This is a genomic window from Paenibacillus sp. FSL H3-0321 (assembly GCF_038002865.1).
Taxonomy (GTDB): Bacteria; Bacillota; Bacilli; order Paenibacillales; family Paenibacillaceae; genus Paenibacillus_AQ.
The window spans coordinates 6,216,217-6,237,100 of record NZ_JBBODH010000001.1 but is presented as its reverse complement, the minus strand read 5'-3'; the positions used below and the strand labels follow the sequence as shown (position 1 = coordinate 6,237,100).

The window sequence follows — 20,884 nt, the reverse complement described above, 5'->3', positions numbered from 1 at the left end:
GTCCTTCACCCTAACTTGACGATTTAGTGTACTGTCCGAAAAATAATGAAATATATTATTCATATGAGTTCATAATTATATTGACTTAGGTAATTCCCGGGACTATTATAACATATGAAATATACAGCCACTAATATTTCATTATTACGGCGGGGGGTGCAGCATGCTGAAGGTAGAGGGCTTAACCAAACGGTTTTCAAACGGCAGAGGGATTGAAGAAGTATCGTTCACGGTAGCGAGAGGCGAGGTCTTCGGTTTCCTGGGGCCTAACGGAGCAGGGAAATCGACAACGATCCGGCATATTATGGGATTCATGAAGCCGGACCGGGGTTCTGTCACGATTAACGGGCTGGATGTCTGGAAGGGTCAGGGAACGGTGCAGAGGCATACCGGGTATTTGCCGGGAGAGATTAACTTTATTGACGGCATGACCGGCAAAGGTTTTCTTGATTTCATGGCTTCGATGCAGGGTGTGAAAAACTCTGCCAAACGTGAACAGCTGATCGACCGGCTGCAATTTGATGCCGCCACCCCGATCCGCAAGATGTCAAAGGGCATGAAACAGAAGGTTGGAATTGTTGCCGCCTTCATGCACAGCCCCGACGTTATTATTCTCGATGAACCGACCTCAGGCCTGGACCCGCTGATGCAGAAGGTATTTATTGAACTCGTGCTGGAGGAAAAAGCAGCGGGAACCACCTTCCTGATGTCTTCCCACAGCTTCCAGGAGATCGAACGCACCTGCGACCGGGCAGCAATTATCAAGGACGGGAAGATCATCGCCGTCAAAAATATTCATGAGCTGCAGTCGATGCAGCGCAAGCTGTTCGAGATCATTTTCGAAACGGCCGAAGAAGCGGAGCGTTTCGCCTCCTCCGGCCTGCAGGTGCTTACCCGTGAAGGAAACCTGGTGCGGATTGCCGTACAGGGCAATTACAATGAATTCACCCGGGAGCTCGCCAATTTCCGGATTCGAAGTCTCGATGTATCGACGCAGAATCTGGAAGATATCTTCATGAATTATTATGATCTTGAGGCGGGTGTCCAATGAATCTTCCACTCTATAAAGAAATGATGCGGGTCAATTTGAAGGGCATTATGAATTACGCCTTTGGTTCCGCCTTCTATATCGTGTTTATGATCTGGCTGTATCCGGGACTTGCGGACAATACGAAAGCCATTGATGATCTTGTAAAAGCCATGCCCGAGGGGGTCAGCAACGCCTTTGGACTAAGCAACGGCTTCGCCAATGCCGAAGCCTTCATTTCGGGAGAATATTACGGGCTCATCCTGGTGCTGATCCTGTCCATCGTTTGTGTGCAGATGTCTACCCAGCTGGTAGCAAGGCTAGTGGACCGCGGCTCCATGGCCTATCTGCTGGCCACGCCGACCACACGCCGCAAGGTTGCCTTTACGCAGGCACTCGTGCTGGTCACTTCACTGTTCATTATTATGGCTGTAACCACACTGGCCGGATTCGCCGGCAAGCTCTGGTTTCTTGGTACGGAATATGAATTCGGCATGGGCCGGTTTACCCAGCTTAACACCGTTGCGTTCCTGCTGTTTTTTGCCATTGGCGGCCTTGCCTTTCTGGTCTCCTGTGTATGCAATGACGAGAAGAAAGCGCTCGGGATTTCCGGAGGCATCACCTTCGGTTTCTTCACAATCGATATTCTCGCGAAAATCACAGATAAGCTGGATGCGCTGCGCTACTTCACGTTGTTCAGCTTCTACCGCCCCGGCGATATCGTGCAAGGCACGGCGGATGTCGCCTGGATTTCCTTCTGGTTGCTGCTGACCGGTCTGCTGGCCTTCGCCGCAGGCATCCAGATTTTCCGGCAGCGCGACCTGCCGTTGTAAGCCGGGGGAATCAAAGGAGCCTTTGCGAGAGCGCTGCAATTTTTCACATTGCAGCAGCTCTATACAATAAGAAGAACCGACTTTGCCGTCCTTAGCAAAGGACGGCAAAAAGGGCATCCCCGCGGCAGATTATCCTGCCGGCAAGGATGCCCTTTGCTGCTATGCGGATTACCGCAGAATCCGCTCCGCAAACCGGGCGCCGAGCAGCTCATAGCCCTCGGCGTCGGGATGCAGGCCGTCCGGCAGACGTACACTGTCGGACGCGCCGAACCAGGACAGGCCGTCGCGGTAGTGCACACGGCTGTCCCCCCGGGCCCGGAACACTTCGACGGTCCGGGCTATTTCTTCACGCATCATCGGGAGCGTGAAGCCCAGCTTGTTCGGCTCGGTCTCGCGCTCCGAGCCGTAGACCGGCGAGATCACGAACAGCGGAGTGAGCGGATGCCGCTCGCGAATCGACAGCAGTATGCCGATGAGCGCCGGGGCGAAGACACGCGGGCTCAGCGTGGCGGCGCCGTAGACGTTCACGCCGACACAGAGCGTGATCAGGTCGGCGGGAAGGCTGGCGATCAGCCGTCCCGCCATCGGCTCCAGCTGGCAGTTGCCGGAGAAGCCAAGGCAGGTCAGGTTGTAGCCGCTGCGCGCTGCGGCGATGGCCGGCCAGGTGCGCGAAGGGCTGGAGGCCGCCACGCACTGGGTGATGGAGCTGCCGTAGGTGACCCACCTCGGCCGGGTATCCGGCAGCGGACGGGCGGCTGCAGCATCATCAATCCATAGGCCGGTCACCGTCAGGCCTATATTCTGCGGCAGGTAGATCTCCAGCTCCCCGCCCCCTGCGGGAAGACGGCCGAAGACGGCCGATGTCTCTCCCGCAGGGAGACGCAGCGACAAGAACAGCCGCCCGTCTATGAGGCAATCCATTGCCGCTGCCTCGGGCAGCGGGGTGAACGTCAAGGTCAGCGCGGAGGAATCGGTATGCAGCCGCAGCCGGACCCCGGCGCAGATTTCCGCCTTGCCCTCAATGCCGTCCGGCGGGTACAGCGCGTAATCGGCGTAAGGAATCCGCCAGGGCTTGATGCCCTCCTGCCGGTGCTCCAGCGACACCGCGCCGTGAAACCACGCGTCCATTAAGGTAAGCTGCTTCAAAGCCGCTTCCCCTCCATCACACCTGCATCATCCGCTGGTGTGAAATCCTCCCCCAGCCACACATCCTGTGCCAGGAGCCGGTGCTGCAGCTCGGGAATGGAGATGCTGCGTGAATCTCCCCCGTCCCGCAGCGCCAGCGCTGCTGCCGTTCCGCAGGCCTGGCCCATCGAGAAGCAGTTTGGCATCACCCGCAGCGAACCCTGAACTGCCCGGTCCGAGGACACGGATCGTCCGGCTACCCAGAGATTATTGATGCCCACAGGCAGCATGATCCGATACGGCACACCGTGGGATACGCCTGGCGGCAGATGGTTGAAGGTCATGTCACTTTTGCTGGTGGCAAGGTGAATATCAATATAATAAGCATTGCGGGCAATGTCATCCGGGAAGCTGCGTGCGGCAAGAAAATCCTCTACAGTCAGCATGTAGTCCCCCTGAATCCGCCGCGTCTCCCGGATGCCAAGCTGCTCGCCGCTGGCCACCAGATGCGCATGCTCGAAGCCCGGCACATAACTGCGGAAGAACTGCAGCTGGCGCTCCGCCGTCCGGCGGCCTTCGATCGCGCCCCGCGTCAATTCCTCGGCTTTCGTCCCGTCCACGCCGAACACATGACCGAAGTTGACGCCGACCAGATAGTCGCTGATCCAGGCTAGGCCAGAGATCGACTTGCGGCCTTCCGGCAGCGCGCCTTCAGCCATCGCCTTCTCTACCGTGCGGTGCAATTGCCCGGTATCTCCCGTCTCCATAAGGAAAGCATTGAACTTCGGACGGTCGACATTGGCCAGCAAGTAGCACATGCTGCCTGGCTGCAGCTCGCCCGCTTCGCCGCCCTTCTGGAACGGCACGCCGGACAGGGCAGCTATGTCCCCGTCCCCCGTGCAGTCAATGATATAACGGCAGCGGATGAAGGAACGGCCGGTTTTGTTGACGATGATGACACCTTCGACATTCCTGCGGTCCTGCGACAGCACAACATCGTAGACAAAGGTATGGAAAAGCGGTGTGACGCCGCTTTCCAGTATGGCATCGTCATAGACGCGCTTCAGCACCTCGGGATCTATCGGCACCCAGTCCAGCAGCTCCCGGTATTCCTCGCGGTAGCCGGGATCGCAGGCTTCCTTCATCCGGTCCATCAGCTTCAGCCCGAGGCCGCGGATAATCGGCTTCTCCTTGTCGGTAAACGGACAGAAGGCCGGGACAAGCGCAAGTGTGCCCATTCCGCCGAGAAATCCCCGCTGCTCCACGATCAGCGTGCTCGCGCCTCCCTGTGCGGCGGCAATCGCGGCGGCAATACCGGAGGCGCCCCCGCCGATCACCAGCACATCCACCTCGCATGACACCGGAATGTCGGCAGACGGCAGTGTAATATGGTCGTAGTTCATCATGAATCCTCCTTGAAAGTACACTAGTTTATGAGGGTTTCGTCCCTTCGAGACAAAGACGGAGCAGATCATCCACATGAGCGGTTGCCAGGCATTCCACCGTATCGGCGGCACCATAATAAATTTTGACCTCCCCGTTATCCTCGAGGATCATCCCGCCGGGGAAAATAACGTTGTTGCGAAATCCCCCGCTGATTTCGTAAGAGGCCTCCGGTGACAGCAGCGGCGCGGCAGCACGGCCGATAATCTTCCCGGGGTCCTGCAGGTCCAGCAGCATAATGCCCGCGGTGTAACGCTTCTTCCAGCTGTCTTCCCAGCCGTTTTTACCCCGGCTGCGGTCAAGATCCACCGCATGGTACGTGGTAAGCCAGCCTTTGTCCGTCTTGATAGGCGGCGCACCCGGGCCGACCTTGTCATTGGCATAAGCCACATCTTCAACCGCCAGCAGCAGCCGCGAGTTCCCCCAGTACTTCAGATCCGGTGAATCGCTCATCCACATGTCGAAGCGGTCGATTCCGCCACGGCTGTACACTGGCAGCGGACGCTCCAGTCGGATGTATTTGCCGCCGATCTGCTCCGGGAACAGCACCATGTTGCGGTTATCCGGCAGTGACAGGCTGAGCACCTCAAAGGAGCGGAAATCGTCGGTGACGGCGATGCCGCCGCGCAGGCCGTGCTTCGTATCCACGGCAAAGCACATATAGCAGCGCTCCCCGATGACCGTTAACCGGGGATCATACACCCGGGTCACTTCTTCGTCCTGCCACGACCAGCAAGGTTCCGGCTGCACCTCCCACTTGATCCCGTCGTCGCTGAAGGCCAGGCCCAGGTTCGTTGTGTGATGGGGAGCGACAAGCTGCTTCGCTTCATCGCCATAGTCATTGCGGAACACCATCACGTATTTGCCTTTAAACTTGGTAACACCCGCATTGAATACCATGGCCGGACCATAAGGCACATCACCGGGCGACAGGATGGGGTTCAAGGGATGACGCGAAATCAAGGGGCTTGAGCTCAGCGGCCCTATTATTAATTCACTCATATGTGTAATCTCCTTTACGGGTGTGTAATGCTTCCTTTACGCTCGATATAGATTGAACTTGTGGTTTTAGAGTACAGGATCAGTCGCAACTACGGTGAATATTTGGACTTCCGGCCGCTGTTGTCTTCAAATTTCTTGATTTAAACCGCTATTTAGCGGTAGAAATCCGAAGACAAAGGCGGACACTACCGTTCCTCCAGTTCCAAAATCCCCCTCCGTCGCTCCTTTCCCTTATCTCAAGTTTTTAAGTTCAATTTATATAGTCTGCAAAAAACGGCGGATGCAGACTCATTCCCTGCCTCTGCCTGCTCCAGCCGCGGGCAGCTAACCTTTCACCGAACCGGCCGTAACCTGGATAAAGGTCTTGTTCGCCAGAATATAGGCGAGCAGCATCGGCAGTATCGACAGGCAGGCGCCCGCCATCATCAGATGGATCTGCATCGCCGCAGAAGAGCCGTAGCGGAGGTTCGCCAGCCCCACGGTTAACGTCTGCAGCTTCGGATTAGTCATTGTGAAGACGAGCGGCAGAATATATTCGTTCCACGAATGGCGGAAGGCGAACAGTCCGGCCACACCCAATCCCGGGGTCAGCAGCGGCAGAATAATCCGGAAGAAGGTGCGGATAAATCCGGAGCCGTCGACCATTGCCGCTTCATCCAGCTCCCGGGGAATCGCCTTGAAGAAACCCTGAAGCATGAAAAAAGTGCTGGAATGGGCGCTGATCAGGATCAGAATGACTCCCCACAGCGTGGTATTCAGGTGCAGGGCGACCATCAGATCGAACTGAGGGCGCAGCACAATCGCTCCGACGGAGATAAACATCATCGATGCCTGAACCGTCACATACAGCGATTTTCCGGGAAAATCGCGCCGGTCGACCACATAGGCCGCCATCGAAGCCACCAGCAGCGTACCTACCGTAACCATGATGGAGACAAACGCACTGTTCCACGTATAACGGGCAAAGTTGGCTTGCTTCCAGGCTTCCGCATAGTTGGCAAACTGCAGTTTGGCCGGCAGCAGGCTGCCGCCGGTCATCATCTCGGCGCCGGTCTTCAGCGAACCGGAGAGTGTCATTGCCAGAGGAAACAAGGTCAGGATCGCCGTTGCCAGCAAAAACAGCCACATGACCGTCCGGGCCACTATTCTGCCGGCGTTGCCGGCAGACTGTTTGGATACCGTATGTTCGTTCATCTTGATAGACCTCCTAATAAACCTTGTTCATTTTTCGGCTGAAAAAGAAATAGAGTCCCGTAATCGTCCCGACAATCACAGCGGTCGCAAAACCCACGGCACTGCCATAGCCGAGCTGCTGCGCCACCGGCGAACCGGTAGATACCGGGAAGAGCAGTTTGTATAGATAGAGGTACATAACTTCGGTTTTGCCGATTGGCCCGCCCTCCGTAATAACCATGATGCTCTCATACCCCTTCAGAGAGGCGATAATCGCCAGCATTATGACCATCTGGGCAACCGGGGCCAGCATCGGAAGCGTAATATGCCAGAACCGTTTTCCGGCGTTCGCGCCGTCAATGGCCGCGCTCTCGTACAGGTCCTGCGGAATGCTCTGCAGTCCGGCAAGGAACAGCAGCATGTAGTTGCCGACCGCCCCCCACACCGCCACCAGAATAACGGTCAGCATGGCATGCTTGGGACCTAGCCAGTCGATAGGCTGGGAAACGATATGCAGCTTCATCAGAACTGTGTTAACCATCCCGTTATAGGAATTAAAGATGTTATAAAAAACGACAGAAATGACTGCGGTACTGATTACCGTCGGCATAAAATAAATCCCGCGCAGCAGGTTTCCGCCCCGCAGCTTGCCGTTCAGGATCACCGCCAGCAGCAGGGACAGCGGGAGCGTCAGCAGCAGTTTACCCCCGGCAAAAATGAACGTATTGCCTACCGATTCCCAGAACAGGCTGTCACGCGCCAGCCTGCGGAAGTTCTCAAGCCCGGTGAACAACGCTTCTCCATATCCGGCGTAATCGTAGAACATATAGCGCAGCATCCAAATCAAGGGATAGATGCCGAGTGTCAATGTAAGGATGATGCTTGGCAGCAGAAACAGGGAATTTTCCCCGAGCCGTCTCCATTTAAAGTTCATGATTCATTCCTCCTTCCGGGAAAGAAAAGGGGCGTTTCGCTGGAAGTCCGCAAACGCCCCATCCTTGCCTGTTATTCTCCTTGCGGCTTGCTTGGATCGAACGCCGGGTCCGGTGTAACCTTAACCTCGCCTTTCTCAACCGCCTTGGTCAGAGCAGCGTTATATCTGCTGTTCAGATCCTCAGCAATCGCCTTGGCATCCCCGCCGGACAGCATGTATTTGAAGAAGGCGTCGGCATAGGTTGCCCCTTCCGGAGTGACACCCGGCGCAGCCGGCCAGAGTGAGTCATGCTCACCGACAAGGAACCCTTCCATTCCGGCAATGTCCGGATTTTGTGCCTTCTCGACAATGCTTGGAACTACAGCGATGCCGAAGCCTTTCTCGTGATAGGTCTTCAGAATGTCGTCGCCGTACATGTATTGCATGAACTTCCAGGCCGCTTCCTGATGGGCGGATTTGGCGTTGATCCCGAGCCAAGTGCCGGCGGATACGATTTCCGAGGTTCCTTTAATCTGGCCATCAAGTGTTGGTGCCAGGGCACCCGCCCAGTTGATCTCAGTCGGGAACTGATCCTTGTACACTCCCGGCTCTGTCGAGAAGGAAAGATACATCCCGATTTTGCCTGCGGCAAACTGGGCACGCAGCGGGTCAATATCCAGCGACTCGGCACCCGGAAGAATACTGCCGTCTTTATACATTTGCTTGAAATATTCAATTACCTGGGCGTACGGATTGAAATCGAACTGGCCGGTCTTCAGATCATAGCCAAGACCTTGATAGCCGCTCAGGGAGAGGATTTCCCGGATGGAACGGTCAAACGCCTGCTTCGGATTTTTGAAGTTCAGCGCGAAGCCATAAATGCCTTCAGATTTGCCGGCTTCGGTGATTTTTTTGGCATCGTCCACCATTTCCTGCAGTGAGACCGGCGGATTCTGGATGCCTGCTTTGGTGAAAATATCTTTATTATAGACAAGGCGCATGGTCAGCCCCGTATTGGGCAGCGAATAGACCTTGCCGTCGAACCGGTTGACGTTGTCGATCATCAGACTGCCGAACTTTTGGTTCATGCCCTCATCCAGATAGGAATCAATCGGGGCCAGATAACCTTTTTTTACAAACTCGGAGGTGTTGGCGCTCTTGAGGCGGAGCACATCCGGAGCCTGGTTACTGGAGAACGCGATGTCGACGCTCTGCGCATAATTCTCGGACAGAACAGTCAGCTCTACCTGAATATTGTCTTTGTTGGTCTCGTTGAATGTATTGATCAGTTCTTTAATATATTCCTGATCATGCCGGTCATCGGTCCAGTACTTCAGCTGTACCGCTTCGCCTTTAGCTGCTGTATTGCCGCCAGCTTCAGCTGTTCCGGCCGGAGCACCGGTTTCAGCCGCCCCGTTCGTGCTGCCGTTGTTGCCGCCGTTATTTCCGCAGCCGGCGATACCCAGCGCCAGCACCAGGCTGAGGCCAAGACCCATCCATTGTTTACGCATACCTTCTACCCCTTTTAATTGATAATGTATTGTGAGCTCATATTGATTATAAATCCCGTCCTGCCGGATGGGAGTGGGGCAGCCTTACTCTCCAGGGATAGAATTCTATTGTCTCTGCAGCGTCCGGAACAAGCTGCTTACAGCTCCGGATGATAGCTCGCCCTGAACTCGGAAGGGGTCTGGCCGGTGATCTTCTTGAACATATCGCTGAAATACCGGCGTTCCTCGTAGCCGACAGCTGAGGCCACCTCCTGCACAGGCATGCCTTCGACCAATAATGCCTTGGCCTTCTGAATTCTTTCGGCGGTGATGAACTGGGTTACGGTCATTCCGGTTACCTTCTTGAACAGACTTGAGAAATAGCTGGCGCTGAGATGGACATGGGCAGCACATTCCCCGACGGTAAGATCCTCGGACAGCCGGCTTTTGATATAATCCAGCGATTCATAGATGACCTTCTGCCCTTCGGACAGGCTGTTCAGGCGCACTAGCTCCGCTCCCTCCATGCAGAGCGCCAGCAGCTGCCGCTGCAGGGAAGCCAGCGGCAGCCCCGCAGTTCCCTGGACAGCCTTGAATCTCAGCACCAGCGGCTGAATGTCGGCAAACGGCACAAGTTCATAAAAGGTCCGTATCGCAGAAGCTGCGAGTTCGTCGTAGAGGCTAAGCAGATAATCAGGGTTATGGCGGGAGCCCTGATGCTCTAGCGTGGCCGAGATCGCCGAGAGGATTACCGAGGTCCGCCCGGCATTGCCGGAACGGAGCGCCAGCAGCAGCTCATCCTTATACTCCAGCGTCAGCGGCTCCTGGCTCCCTGCCTGAAGAAGATCGTCATACATAATCGCCGCATTGCCCTCCGTGAACAGATGATAGGCCAGCGCGCGGTTCGCCTGACGGTAGGATTCCGGCAGCTCGCTGGTCTGCTCCACCCGGCCGCCAACGCCGACCGAGACAGTGAACTTGGTATACCGTTCAATATTGCGGCAGCACTGCTCGGCAATTTCGACCGGACTGGCGGCTGCCGTGTCCCCCATTACTGCCAGGTACCGGTTATGGCGGGCTCTGAATACGACGCAAGGGGTATGCTCCGAAATCGTCTCCTGTGTAATATTAAGCAGGGAGAACCGGACCAGCTCCACTTCGCGGATCGACATTTCGGCAGCCTGTTCCTGAAACCGGTCGATTTCAATCAGCATAACAATGAACCCCTGCGGATTCAGATTGATGTCCAGGAATTCCCATCGCTCCGCTGCCTGCTCCCAAGGGGTACGGTGGCTGACCAGCAGCGCGAAGTACTCCTGCCGCAGAATCGGCAGGCTCTCGCGCAGCTTGTTCTCCATCTCCCGCAGGTTCAGCAGTCTGGACCGCTGCTCCATTATTTCCGCCTTGGCCCGCAGTACGGCCGCCATGATCTCCTGCTCCGAAAATGGCTTGACGACAAAATCGAAAGCCCCAAGCTGCACCGCCTGCTGCGCATATTCGAAATCGGCGTAGCCGCTAATCAGAATCACTTTGCAGTCACGGTTCTGTTCCAGCACTGCCCGCAGCATCGCCAGACCGTCCATCCGCGGCATTCGGATATCCGTGATCACAAGATCCGGTGTCTCCCCGGAGATCAGCCGCAGCCCATCCTCCCCATTGGAGGCTACACCGGCCATAAGAATGCCATGCTCCGCCCAGTTCATTCCCTTAAGCCCGTCCACTACGCTTTTGATATCGTCAATAATACACAGACTGACACTGTCGTGATTATACATCTATTTGCTCCCCTTTCTTGGGCAATGAAATGATCACTGCCGTCCCGCGCCCCGGTGCGCTCTCCACATGGAACTCCGCGCTGCCGCCGTAGTAAAGCTGCAGCCTGCGGATCAGGTTGTACACGGCATAGCCCTTCTCCGATTCCCGCCAAAAGAGCGCACGGAGCTCATCCTCTTCCATCCCGCTTCCGTTATCACGCACCTCAAGACTCCAGCGCTCCCCCTCATCTCTGACCGCAATTCCGATCCTTCCGCCGCTCTCCATATCCTGAAAACCGTGAAGGATGCTGTTCTCCACCAGCGGCTGCAAAATGATCCGCGGTATCGGAAGCGCTGTCAATGCTGGTTCACCGATATCAATCTCGTATGAAAATTGGCCCTCGTAGCAGTTGGATTGAAGCTCCAGATATTGCCGCACATGCTCCAGCTCCTTGGACAGTGTTGTGATTTCCTGCCCCTTGTTCAGCCCCAGCTGAAACAGCCGGGACAAGGCCAGCACCATTTTCTGCGAGGGCTCCACCTGCTTCAGATTCAGCTTCCAATAGATCGTGTTCAGCGTATTGTACAGAAAATGCGGGTCCATCTGCGCCGACAACGCTTTGATTTCCGCAGCCCGCTTGTTCTCCTCGGCTTCGGTTACCTCCTGAATCAGCACTACGATCTGTTCCAGCATCCGGTTGAAGCGGAAGCCGACCTGGGCCAGCTCATCCCCGCTTCCACTCTCAAACCGTGCGGACAGGTCGTTGCTCTCCACTTTTTTCATTACCTTCATTAGTCCCTGGAGCGGTCCCAGCAGATACCGCGTAAAAGCGCCGGAGATAAACAGCGTTACTGTGAACACCACCAGCGCAACGAAGACCAGCATCCATTTGACATAGATCATATCCTTCAGCACAGCGGCTTTGGACTGGATCGTAGTCATCGTCCAATCCGTGATTCCCAAATGGGCATAATTGAGCAGATAGGATTCACCTCCGATCTCAAAAGAATCATGATCAGCTGTACTGCGCTCCAGCATTTCCGTCAGATGGCCGCTCTCCACCGCCTTCTTGATCAGCGGGTCCTTCACGGAGTATACGGGCAGACCCTCAGCATTCAGCAGGAAGCTCTCTGCACCGCCCCCGCTATCCCCCCGGACCAGCTTGCGGAACCCGTCCTCGCGGATATTGACCACAATATAGACGCCGCTGACCGGTGTATCAAAGATCGGCTCCAGAATCAGGGACAGCACACGGTCCTTGCCGGAGAACAGCATGTCCTCATGGCCCTCCACCCACAGGTTCTTTTTCTCCTGTTCAATGCGTTCATAAAGGAAGGTGTCCTGAAAAGCGGTAAGCCGGTTACGGTTCATCGAGAGCGGGTAGAAATCGCCGACCGGCGTAGAGACAAAGATCGACTGGATCAGCGGTTCGGCAATCCTCGCCTGCGAGAAAACGTTATCAAGATCATTCAAATGCGTGTAATACCTGCTGCTGTCCCCGGCCACAACATCCTTCATCATGTCATGAAAAGGCTGGCTGATCATAAACGTCATCATAATCAGCATCAGCTTGTTCAGCTTCTCGTCGACAATCTGCGCCGACTTGACCACGGTATCCTGGGTAAGCTTAAGCGCATTTTTCTCCAGAATCGCCGCCGATATGGAGTAGGACAGCCCTCCGGTCATCAGCACCGACAGCAGGATTACAGCCAGAAATGCGGTTTTGAGCTTGCTGCGGAATGATTGCTTGCGGAAAACTCCCAATTGTCTTCACGCCTTCCTGTAGATTCGTTGCCAGAGTTGTTTCTGTATGCTTTGATTATGTCACCCGGGGCCCTAATTCGACAATGACCGGCCGTTAGAAAAGTGACTTTACCGCCTGTCCACAATAGGTTGACCGCCCCTCGCAGAAAGGCGCACAAAAAACCAGCAGAAAACCGCGTTTCACGCGTTCCTGCTGGCTGTTCTGTTGTTATAGGCGGTTATAGGATCATCTGTGGTGCACCTGCGAAAGTCTGGCGGTAAAGCAACATTTCAGTAGCGGGAATTACACCCGGTAAATTACTCTAATTCGCTGCTAATATACCATTAAAAGGAAATTGTCCCTCTAATTTTTGGCGAATTAGCTTTTATTCTTCTAACGCCAGATTTAGCGGGTGCATTTCCCTATAATGTCTCCCGTTGTGTGATGGGCGTAAAATCAGCGGGCGTATTTCCCGTTATGGCTCTTAATACCTATTATATGCGCCAGGAACCTACAGCTGAATCAGTTGATCTACCTTTACCGGGGAACCTACAGCTGAATCAATTGATCCACTTTCACCGGCAGCCCGGTGGCCATGGAGCGGTTGGCAGCGATTCCTGTCATGATCGACCAGGCTCCATCCATATGGGAGGCTGCACGCCGAAACCGGTCCTCGGCAGGCCGTTCAAAAATATCCCGCAGCATCACCGGGTCGCCTCCCCCGTGACCGCCGATGCCTTCCTCAATCTCCACTTCATACGGTGCTGAAAATTGCGGATAGACAGTAATCTGCTTATCTTTTACCGCCCCCTCCAGTTCCTTGCCGCCTCCGGCATTGACATAGGATTGTTCTACGACCTTGACCTCCAGCCGCCCCTTGGTGCCGTTGAACACAACATTGAAGCCCTCCCACGGCAGATAAGCATTAAGCGAATAGTTCATAATCGTCTTATTCTTGTATTTGACCATTACACCCATCGTATCCTCAATGCTGATGTTATCGCCGAACACGCTCTGGTCACGCAAATACCCGTCTTCCTGCTCGGTATCCAAATACATCCGTTTCAGCTGCTCGTTATCTTTGAGATGGAGGGCAAACGGATCATTCTGCGCCGCTGCGCTGCCGTGCACCCGCTGATAAAATTCGGTTACTCCCCGGTTCTCAGCATTTTCCCGGCCATAAAAGCGCAAATCGCCCATTGCAAATACTGTATCCGGCTTAGAGTCCAGCCAAAAGTTCATGAGATCGAAATGGTGGGTAGACTTGTGAACCAGCAGGCCGCCGCTGTTGCGCTTATCGCGGTGCCATCTGCGGAAATAGTCCGCACCATGCTGTGTATTCAGCAGCCACTCGAAGTTGACAGACAGCACTTCACCAATAGTCCCTTCCATCAAGAGCTCGCGGATTTTGGTATTATGCGGTGCATAGCGGTAGTTGAAGGTCACCCGCAGCTTCTGCCCGGTGCGTTCGATCGCCTCAAGAATCTCCTGGCATTTCTCTACGTCCGTCGTCATCGGCTTCTCGGAGATCACATCACAGCCAAGCTCCATCGCCCGGATAATATAGCGGTGATGCGTGCGGTCAATGCTGGTTACAATCACGGCATCGGGCTGCGTTTCCGCAATCATCCGGTCAAATTCATTCGCTTTGTAGACAGGAACCTCATGGTATCCGTATTTCTCCACCAGCAGAGTGTTGGCATACGCCATTCTTGCTCCATTCACATCACAAAAGCCTACAATTTCAGAGGTTTCACGATAATTCGTGGTGATCTCACCATAAAAAAACTCCGCCCGGCCGCCGGTTCCTACGAAAGCATATTTCTTTTTGGACATAAGGATCACTCCATCACTTATTGATTTAAAAGCGTTTTCTTCCTATAGTGTATAGTATAAAATACATCTAAATCTAAGCGATTCTTAGCAGAAATCACAAAAACTTTGCATATATTATCTTCATTATCTGAAAGGGGTAAATCTAGCATGGAACAGGAGCCTCAGCCTCCTTTTATTATTGAGCAAATAAAAAGAGCCGGTCCATTCAGCATGGATTCCGACCATTATCACGATACTTATGAAATCTATTATTTACTCGCCGGGGAACGCAGCTATTACATTAACAACCTGATTTACACGCTACATAAAGGTGATCTGATTTTTATTAACAAGAACGAGCTTCATCGTACCACCTCTAAAGGCTCCGCAAGCCATGAACGAATCTTAATCAACTTTGAGGAAGTTTTTCTACAAAAAACATTGGCGCACTATGATCTGCACTTCCCCTTCTTGACTGCGCAATGTTTGCTTTTGCGGCCCGGAGTACATGAACAGGGGGCCATTGAATATCTCCTTTTCTCTATGCTAAAAGAACAAAAAGAAAAAAGGACGCAGCAAATCCCGTATTTTCAGACGCTACTCATCCAATTATTTATTGAAATGAACAGAATACAGGAAATAAGCAACGAGCCCATCACCCCTGAGAGCAGTGATAAGCAGCTTAAGGTCTATGAAATTATTGATTATTTACAGGCACATTATGCTGAAAAGCTTACATTAGAGCGGTTATCTGAGACTTTTTTCATCAGCAGCACTTATCTCTGCCGCGTGTTCAAACAGACGACTGGCTTCACCATCGTTGAATATCTAAACTACATTCGTATCAAGGAAGCTCAACGTCTCTTGCAAAGCACCAACGCTAAAGTTACGACCATTGCCGAGGATACAGGTTTTGACAGCATCGCCCACTTCGGGCGTGTGTTTAAACAAATTGTTAAACGCTCGCCTTTGCAATATCGCAAGCAAAACCGCTGATCTATAGCTGGAACTACAAACGATTCTCTGTATAACAGCTCCGTCGCCCGGAAGTACCTTATGTGAAATGCATAGGCATACGGGGGCAACTACAACACCTCGTCACTAGATTACCCTTGCGCGCGAGCAAAGTTCATAATGCTATCGGACCCAGTGGACCTTATACGCTGCATATTCCCCCATTTGGGATTTTATCGGACCCCATAGTCGCTATTGGCATAAAAAGCTACCTATATTGACCGTTCCTGAAGGAATAACGTCACTGGGGTCCGAACCCCTAACCAAAAGGCAACAAATCTGCAAATAACGTCATCTGGGTCCGCATACCTCCGCGAAGGATGAGTAATCGGCGGTGTAGGCAGCCCCTCTCAACGCATAACAAAAAGCAGCAATCCCCACTAACGGAGTATCGCTGCTCAGTTATCATTTTGTGAATAATACGGTCGTCTCATTTATCCTCATGCAATTCATTTTGCTTCGTTATGTGATTTCATTTCCAAATCTCGTACGAGCCGGTGAACCTCAATTCCCGCCAGCAGCACGATGCCAATCCCATGTGTATCGTTTAATTGCCAGGTCAATTCATCTTTATAATACAGCTTGTTAAACGAATATCCCGAACCCCGGCAGACACCATAAACATTGCCTTGTTTGTCAATACAATGATGGGTTAAGCCGCTCCAGCCGCTGATTGCGGATGTTACATACGGTTCTGGCTCAGACAACCAACCGCAACGTACACCTCTGGCAAAAGCGTAAATAAACATAGAGGTACAAGAAGCTTCTGCATAGGACTCAGGGTCCGTTAACACTTGATGCCATAAGCCACGCTCATCTTGCAGCTTAAGATAGCCCTTACTAAGCTCGCGAAAATAATCAAGCAAATCAGATCGCAACGGATGATGCTCAGGCATAACTTCAAGCAGCTCGGTCAGCGAGAAAATCACCCAACCATTGCCTCTGCCCCAAGGCACGCCATTGGGTTTATTAAACTTATAATCATATACATGATGCATAATGCCAAGCTCCGGCTGGAACAGCCGCTCCTTGTACAACAAAAACTGCGCTGCTGCATCATCAAGATAAGCCGCATTTCCGGTCAATTCATAATATTTGCTTAGAAAAGGCGTACTCATATACAGATCATCACACCACATGGTCTGCTGCATGAAATCGACAGTGCCAGTGGTCCGGTACAAAGCTCCGTCAGGCAGCCTGCTCTGTACTTCAGTAATGTAATTGGCAATTTCAGCAGCAGCATGCGTGGCGCCCTGTAGCGGACAAAGCTTATGTGCTTCCAGCATTGTGGCTCCGAAGGATCCGCAGTCGTCCAGCGAATCCATCAGCGCCAGCTGATGATTGATGCCTGGAGCGCCATAGCGATCAAGGTCCCATAAGGCATATTCATGCAGCACTGTACATTGCTCAATATGGTGTTGTGCATATTCGGCATAATGTGGGGCCTTAAGCTCTACCCCTGTTCTCAGCAGTCCATACAGGGTTACGCCTAGAGGGTAATTCCAGCGCCCAAACATAACACTCTCCAAATAAGGCCTAACCCAGCTATTCGGCTGGTCCACACGCCAAAAGGTACCTTCATCCGCTTCACCAAATAAAGTATCCATAGCCGTCAGCTCTAAGACTTTCGGCGCTGTCTCTGAGGTGAACAGTCCAAGGTACAACCAAGGATCAGTTAATCCTTCAACTGGATAAGGTTGCACGAGACTACTCTGAATACCGCCAGACCGTACATCCAGTTCAAATCCCCAGTTTTCCTCCCCACAGATGGACTCCACGACCAGTTCATGTAGTCCATAACCAAGCACCAGTTGGATATCCAGCGTGCCGTTCACGTTCTGATGCTCAGCTACAAGTTCCCCATTCACATAGATAGAGATTTCAGCCATTCCACGATAGCTGCCTAGCAGCCGAATGTCCTCTCTCTGCAAGCTTTTTACTTCCAGCTTGGACCAAGCAAACGCCGTAGCTCCTGGCATTTCCCCAAATATACGTGAACAGTTGCCATATGCCTGTTCCTGTGGCGACCATTGCTGCGTCGGAAACCAAGCGCAGCGGGCTGTCATTTGCTCTTCAGTGAATTCAGCTTCCAGCCAAGCTGCCCAAGACGTCTGCTGGGGTCCACTATATATCCAACCTTCACAACCGCTTGACTGCGCCGTTGGAGTAAGAAAGTGCACCGGTGCACCTTTGACGCTGCCCGTTCCAAAAATCCCTCCGCAACCTGTACCTGTTGCTGCATACTCCAGTACAAGATGGTTCCAGCCTTTATCCATGCCCGCCCGAAAGAACGTCCTCCGATCCGGAAACACATCATCATTTAGATTGGAGCTAAATACCAGCCGTCCATTTATGTAAACCTTAACTGGACTGTAGCAACTAACTGAGAAAGGGGCTTCTACCTCATTGTCGCTCCACAGCTTCCCCCACACATATACGAATTGCCCTGCCTCTAGCTCCGGCAGTCGTTCTTCCAGATTCATATCGTAACGGCAGTCGCGGAGCCGTTTGAAACCGTTCTGCGAATGTACCCGGTAAACCGGAGGCTGCGGCGGATAGGCACCGATAAAACGGCTGGCTACAGCGGCCAGTACATTTTCGATTTTGCCCGCATTATATTTTGCAATACAATCATGATCAGGAAAGTATTCTGGAATATAAGTACTCACTAGGCGTATCCTCCTTCACACAGTTATTTCTCCACCGGGATACAGCGTCGAGCTGTACAATCTTTTAGGCTGAGGTAAAGATTTCTCAGAGGCACATGTACTAATATCTATCCACTCGCTTGAAAATACCGTTGCGGTCTCGTCATTATAAATCACTACCTGCTCCCTGCCACATCCCATAAGATCGCCGTGAACGGCATAACCTTCCTCCTTGAATTCTGCTACAACCCTCATATGTCCATCATACAAAGCAGGATATACCCCGCCTCCCCGGCGGTAGGCGAGAATATAATCCGGAGCACCCGCCTGCCAGCTGCTAACGGCTTCAACAATGGTCAGCCAACCGTCGGTTGTACGTTCTTCTTTCCAAAGTTCCTCGCCATCAGAGTCTAGCAGGAACAAAGCATCCTTGCCTTTCAGTCCTTTGCCGTCATCTTCGCGGATCATTCGGTCCAGCCCGGCAACCTGAAGGCCAGGCAGATCAGGCCGGAATCGGCCTAACGCCAAATGCTGTGACTCTATGGAGCCGTCATAACGCCAAAGCTCTTGTCCGTCCCGATCGTACATCACCGTCACACTTCCGCCGACAATCAGTTCAGGATATCCATCTCCATTCACATCGCCAACCCAAATACAGTCTGCATGGTCATCCAGATCGTGGCAGCTCCATAATAAATTACCTTTAGCATCAAGCAGATCATAACCGGCCATCACTTGATCCTGGCCATTTCCATGAAGATCGTGAACCCACGGATAATGTCCTACATTGCCTTTGTGCGTCCATAATAAATTGAAATCCTTATCCAAGGCCCACAGCTGATGATAACGGTCCTTCAGAATGATGTCGGAAGCATGGTCTTGCCCCGTCAGATTGGCGATGATAATACAATCATGTGCATGTTCAGCAGGTAAGTCGTATATGGACTTAACCGTTCCTGTTGAACCTTCAAGAATATGAAAACGTCCATCCATTACACAAAGTACTTCCAGCGCCCCATCATCATCTATATCATAAACCTGCGCCGGATAGTCCGAGCCTTGGCTGCCAGCGTCAGGATCGGGTGTACCCACCTGCCACAGCAGCTTGCCATCCATATCAAAAGCAGTCAGGCACTGCACCTGATGGGGAATATAACGCACATCCTGGCGATTATCAGGCTGGACCAGCAGCATTTCTGCACGTCCATCCCCATTCAGATCGCCAATAAGCATTTTACATCGTGGACCGGCAGCGGAAATATCTACTTTTGCCAACGGATAGACTGATTGTGTTTCCTTCGTTTTCATTAGAATCCTCCTGTCTTCTCTCTTCGATTAGATCTCAGGGAAACGTACGGTTTGTCCGCCTGCTATTTCTATAATCACACCGCCGATTTCCAGCCAGACAGATACCGCTCCCGGATTATATACAAAATCCCGGGCTGCAGAGAAAATAAGGGCTTCACAAGCCTTCATATAATGAACGAGTTCAATATTAGTGGTGTACCAGATTTCCTCTAGTCCTCCCACTGCTTCACAGAAGCTTTCCATGAGCTCCCAGTTATTATCGTTATCAAATTCATAACTATGGCCCCACACATACATCAGATATAAATACTGCCGTTTATGCAGCTTCACGAACTGAGCCGCATGCTCCAGCAAATGATCATTATGATGGCAAGTGCCCCGCCATTCCAGCCAATCCTCCGGCAGCCCAAAACCGCCGCCAGTGGTCTGCACCACACGGGCATATTCCATGCCTAGATGAGGCAAAAGCTTCTTTATTTCCTTGTTAAAGGAACCGTTAGGATAGGACATTCCCCGTATCGGCACCTGGAGCAGTGTCTCAAAATATTTTCGGTCCTCCATAATCTCATGGATGATTTGCTCCTGCGGACAACGAGCCATCGTCGGATGGTATTGCGTATGAACAGATACCTCATGTCCCTGGTACAGCTCAGTTATTTCATCTGCCGTAATACGATCACCTTCACCCAGCAGACCTGAATTGAGATGAAATGTCCCTCTAATCCCGTGGCGGTTAAATAGTCCAACCAATCTTTCGTCAGCCCGTCTGCCGTCATCATAGCTCATCGTAAGCGCCTTATGTCTGCCCCCAGGGTAACAATAATAAATAATAGACATCATTCGGAAACCTCCTTCGCATTACTGCCCATAAACCGTCAGATCTGAGTATTCAGCTATCAGGGGTGCCATCTGTCGAAACCCCATTTTCCCGCCTGTCAGTAGCGGCCCATAGGTATCACCATCATCTATCCATGTGAAAACCGGCAGTTCATTGATCGCAAAAGACAGAACAGGTCCGCGCTTCACCACTAACATCCGGTAGGATTCAGTCATGTCACTGACACTCGGAAGCGGATCGGCTCCCTGCGCAACCAGATGAAAACCATAGCTTTTGCGCAAATTACAGGTATGAAATTCACGTTCCTCCACCCAGCGCCTGCGAAAATACGAGATATGATACGTATCCATTTGCCCGTGATGGTATTGATCATATTCACCCGTGCGGCGAGCGAGCGCGGGATCAAATAAATCCTTCCCGCCCTTTCCTTTGGCCGCGATAAACAGGATCGCCAGACCCGGCTCTCGCAGTGGGCGAAACTTCCAAGATACCGCAATGTCTGCCGGGAACTCCTCGGGACACCAGAGAACAACATTTGCTTTTTGTCCAGCCTCGGCACTAATAGTGCTCTCTAGTCTCATTCGCTGCAAAGGGAAGGAAAGAGCTCCCTCTCCCTCCATTTGAAATCCGGCAATATCACTAGTTGAAGCAAGTGGATTATGGTAGATAGGCAGCCATGCTTCAGGGATCAAGCCTTCTACACCCGCGTCCTGCATTGGCTTAGCCATAGATCATTCCTCCCCAACAATGAAACCC

General features: G+C 52.7%; 16 protein-coding genes. 3 read left to right on the top strand and 13 right to left on the bottom strand.

The annotated features are described in order from the left end of the window. The first annotated feature begins 163 nt into the window (after positions 1-163). Together MHI45_RS27775 and MHI45_RS27770 are read left to right on the top strand one after the other, a co-directional pair. On the top strand, positions 164-1,051 hold the full coding sequence (locus tag MHI45_RS27775) for an ABC transporter ATP-binding protein (RefSeq protein ID WP_341119763.1): 888 nt from the start codon (positions 164-166) through the stop codon (positions 1,049-1,051). Further along, entirely contained in the window at positions 1,048-1,860 is an 813-nt protein-coding gene (locus tag MHI45_RS27770; RefSeq protein ID WP_341119762.1) for an ABC transporter permease subunit, read from the top strand. The genes MHI45_RS27775 and MHI45_RS27770 overlap by 4 nt, the downstream gene beginning before the upstream one ends. Before the next feature lie 168 nt (positions 1,861-2,028). Here the strand turns inward: MHI45_RS27770 and MHI45_RS27765 are convergent, their stop codons facing one another. The 9 genes from MHI45_RS27765 to MHI45_RS27725 form a co-directional block, all read right to left on the bottom strand. Further along, positions 2,029-3,006, bottom strand: coding sequence for a GDSL-type esterase/lipase family protein (locus tag MHI45_RS27765; protein ID WP_341119761.1), 978 nt, complete (start codon positions 3,004-3,006; stop codon positions 2,029-2,031). Continuing rightward, the gene (locus MHI45_RS27760) at positions 3,003-4,388 is read right to left on the bottom strand and encodes an FAD-dependent oxidoreductase (protein ID WP_445667515.1); all 1,386 of its coding nucleotides are present in this window, start codon (positions 4,386-4,388) and stop codon (positions 3,003-3,005) included. The genes MHI45_RS27765 and MHI45_RS27760 overlap by 4 nt, the downstream gene beginning before the upstream one ends. A gap of 28 nt (positions 4,389-4,416) precedes the next feature. Continuing rightward, positions 4,417-5,430, bottom strand: a complete 1,014-nt coding sequence (locus tag MHI45_RS27755; RefSeq protein WP_341119759.1) for a glycoside hydrolase family 130 protein — start codon at positions 5,428-5,430, stop codon at positions 4,417-4,419. A 324-nt stretch (positions 5,431-5,754) separates the two neighbouring features. Beyond that, complete coding sequence (locus MHI45_RS27750; protein WP_341119758.1) at positions 5,755-6,624, bottom strand: carbohydrate ABC transporter permease; 870 nt, start codon at positions 6,622-6,624, stop codon at positions 5,755-5,757. A 13-nt stretch (positions 6,625-6,637) separates the two neighbouring features. After that, positions 6,638-7,537 carry a carbohydrate ABC transporter permease gene (locus MHI45_RS27745; RefSeq protein ID WP_076110547.1) on the bottom strand — a complete coding sequence of 300 codons (900 nt, stop codon included), beginning with the start codon at positions 7,535-7,537 and terminating at the stop codon, positions 6,638-6,640. Between the two features lie 71 nt (positions 7,538-7,608). After that, a complete protein-coding gene (locus MHI45_RS27740) occupies positions 7,609-9,027 on the bottom strand; it encodes an ABC transporter substrate-binding protein (protein ID WP_341119757.1) in 1,419 nt (472 codons plus the stop codon). A 137-nt stretch (positions 9,028-9,164) separates the two neighbouring features. Beyond that, on the bottom strand, positions 9,165-10,781 hold the full coding sequence (locus MHI45_RS27735) for a response regulator (protein WP_341119756.1): 1,617 nt from the start codon (positions 10,779-10,781) through the stop codon (positions 9,165-9,167). Continuing rightward, entirely contained in the window at positions 10,774-12,525 is a 1,752-nt protein-coding gene (locus MHI45_RS27730) for a cache domain-containing sensor histidine kinase (protein ID WP_341119755.1), read from the bottom strand. The genes MHI45_RS27735 and MHI45_RS27730 overlap by 8 nt, the downstream gene beginning before the upstream one ends. A 529-nt stretch (positions 12,526-13,054) precedes the next feature. Continuing rightward, positions 13,055-14,341, bottom strand: coding sequence for a Gfo/Idh/MocA family protein (locus tag MHI45_RS27725; protein WP_341119754.1), 1,287 nt, complete (start codon positions 14,339-14,341; stop codon positions 13,055-13,057). A 147-nt stretch (positions 14,342-14,488) separates the two neighbouring features. Here MHI45_RS27725 and MHI45_RS27720 point away from each other — a divergent pair, with 147 nt between their 5' ends. Continuing rightward, complete coding sequence (locus MHI45_RS27720) at positions 14,489-15,316, top strand: AraC family transcriptional regulator (protein WP_341119753.1); 828 nt, start codon at positions 14,489-14,491, stop codon at positions 15,314-15,316. A gap of 467 nt (positions 15,317-15,783) precedes the next feature. Here MHI45_RS27720 and MHI45_RS27715 read toward each other — a convergent pair whose 3' ends face one another. Genes MHI45_RS27715 through MHI45_RS27700 form a run of 4 tightly spaced genes read right to left on the bottom strand, consistent with a single transcriptional unit; the run spans position 15,784 to position 20,856 of the window. Continuing rightward, positions 15,784-18,003, bottom strand: coding sequence for a glycoside hydrolase family 88/105 protein (locus MHI45_RS27715; protein ID WP_341119752.1), 2,220 nt, complete (start codon positions 18,001-18,003; stop codon positions 15,784-15,786). A gap of 15 nt (positions 18,004-18,018) precedes the next feature. Then, a complete protein-coding gene (locus MHI45_RS27710) occupies positions 18,019-19,290 on the bottom strand; it encodes a hypothetical protein (RefSeq protein ID WP_341119751.1) in 1,272 nt (423 codons plus the stop codon). Between the two features lie 27 nt (positions 19,291-19,317). After that, complete coding sequence (locus MHI45_RS27705) at positions 19,318-20,127, bottom strand: polysaccharide deacetylase family protein (RefSeq protein ID WP_341119849.1); 810 nt, start codon at positions 20,125-20,127, stop codon at positions 19,318-19,320. A gap of 21 nt (positions 20,128-20,148) precedes the next feature. Beyond that, positions 20,149-20,856 carry a DUF1961 family protein gene (locus MHI45_RS27700; protein WP_341119750.1) on the bottom strand — a complete coding sequence of 236 codons (708 nt, stop codon included), beginning with the start codon at positions 20,854-20,856 and terminating at the stop codon, positions 20,149-20,151. Positions 20,857-20,884 lie beyond the last annotated feature (28 nt).

Excerpts from the sequence above, each read along its gene's own strand:
- MHI45_RS27760 (WP_445667515.1), bottom strand. The coding sequence starts at position 4,388 with ATGAACTACGACCATATTACACTGCCGTCTGCCGACATTCCGGTGTCA.
- MHI45_RS27725 (WP_341119754.1), bottom strand. The coding sequence starts at position 14,341 with ATGTCCAAAAAGAAATATGCTTTCGTAGGAACCGGCGGCCGGGCGGAG.
- MHI45_RS27710 (WP_341119751.1), bottom strand. The coding sequence starts at position 19,290 with ATGAAAACGAAGGAAACACAATCAGTCTATCCGTTGGCAAAAGTAGAT.
- MHI45_RS27720 (WP_341119753.1), top strand. The coding sequence starts at position 14,489 with ATGGAACAGGAGCCTCAGCCTCCTTTTATTATTGAGCAAATAAAAAGA.
- MHI45_RS27770 (WP_341119762.1), top strand. The coding sequence starts at position 1,048 with ATGAATCTTCCACTCTATAAAGAAATGATGCGGGTCAATTTGAAGGGC.
- MHI45_RS27775 (WP_341119763.1), top strand. The coding sequence starts at position 164 with ATGCTGAAGGTAGAGGGCTTAACCAAACGGTTTTCAAACGGCAGAGGG.
- MHI45_RS27745 (WP_076110547.1), bottom strand. The coding sequence starts at position 7,537 with ATGAACTTTAAATGGAGACGGCTCGGGGAAAATTCCCTGTTTCTGCTG.
- MHI45_RS27700 (WP_341119750.1), bottom strand. The coding sequence starts at position 20,856 with ATGGCTAAGCCAATGCAGGACGCGGGTGTAGAAGGCTTGATCCCTGAA.
- MHI45_RS27705 (WP_341119849.1), bottom strand. The coding sequence starts at position 20,127 with ATGTCTATTATTTATTATTGTTACCCTGGGGGCAGACATAAGGCGCTT.
- MHI45_RS27755 (WP_341119759.1), bottom strand. The coding sequence starts at position 5,430 with ATGAGTGAATTAATAATAGGGCCGCTGAGCTCAAGCCCCTTGATTTCG.
- MHI45_RS27750 (WP_341119758.1), bottom strand. The coding sequence starts at position 6,624 with ATGAACGAACATACGGTATCCAAACAGTCTGCCGGCAACGCCGGCAGA.
- MHI45_RS27735 (WP_341119756.1), bottom strand. The coding sequence starts at position 10,781 with ATGTATAATCACGACAGTGTCAGTCTGTGTATTATTGACGATATCAAA.
- MHI45_RS27740 (WP_341119757.1), bottom strand. The coding sequence starts at position 9,027 with ATGCGTAAACAATGGATGGGTCTTGGCCTCAGCCTGGTGCTGGCGCTG.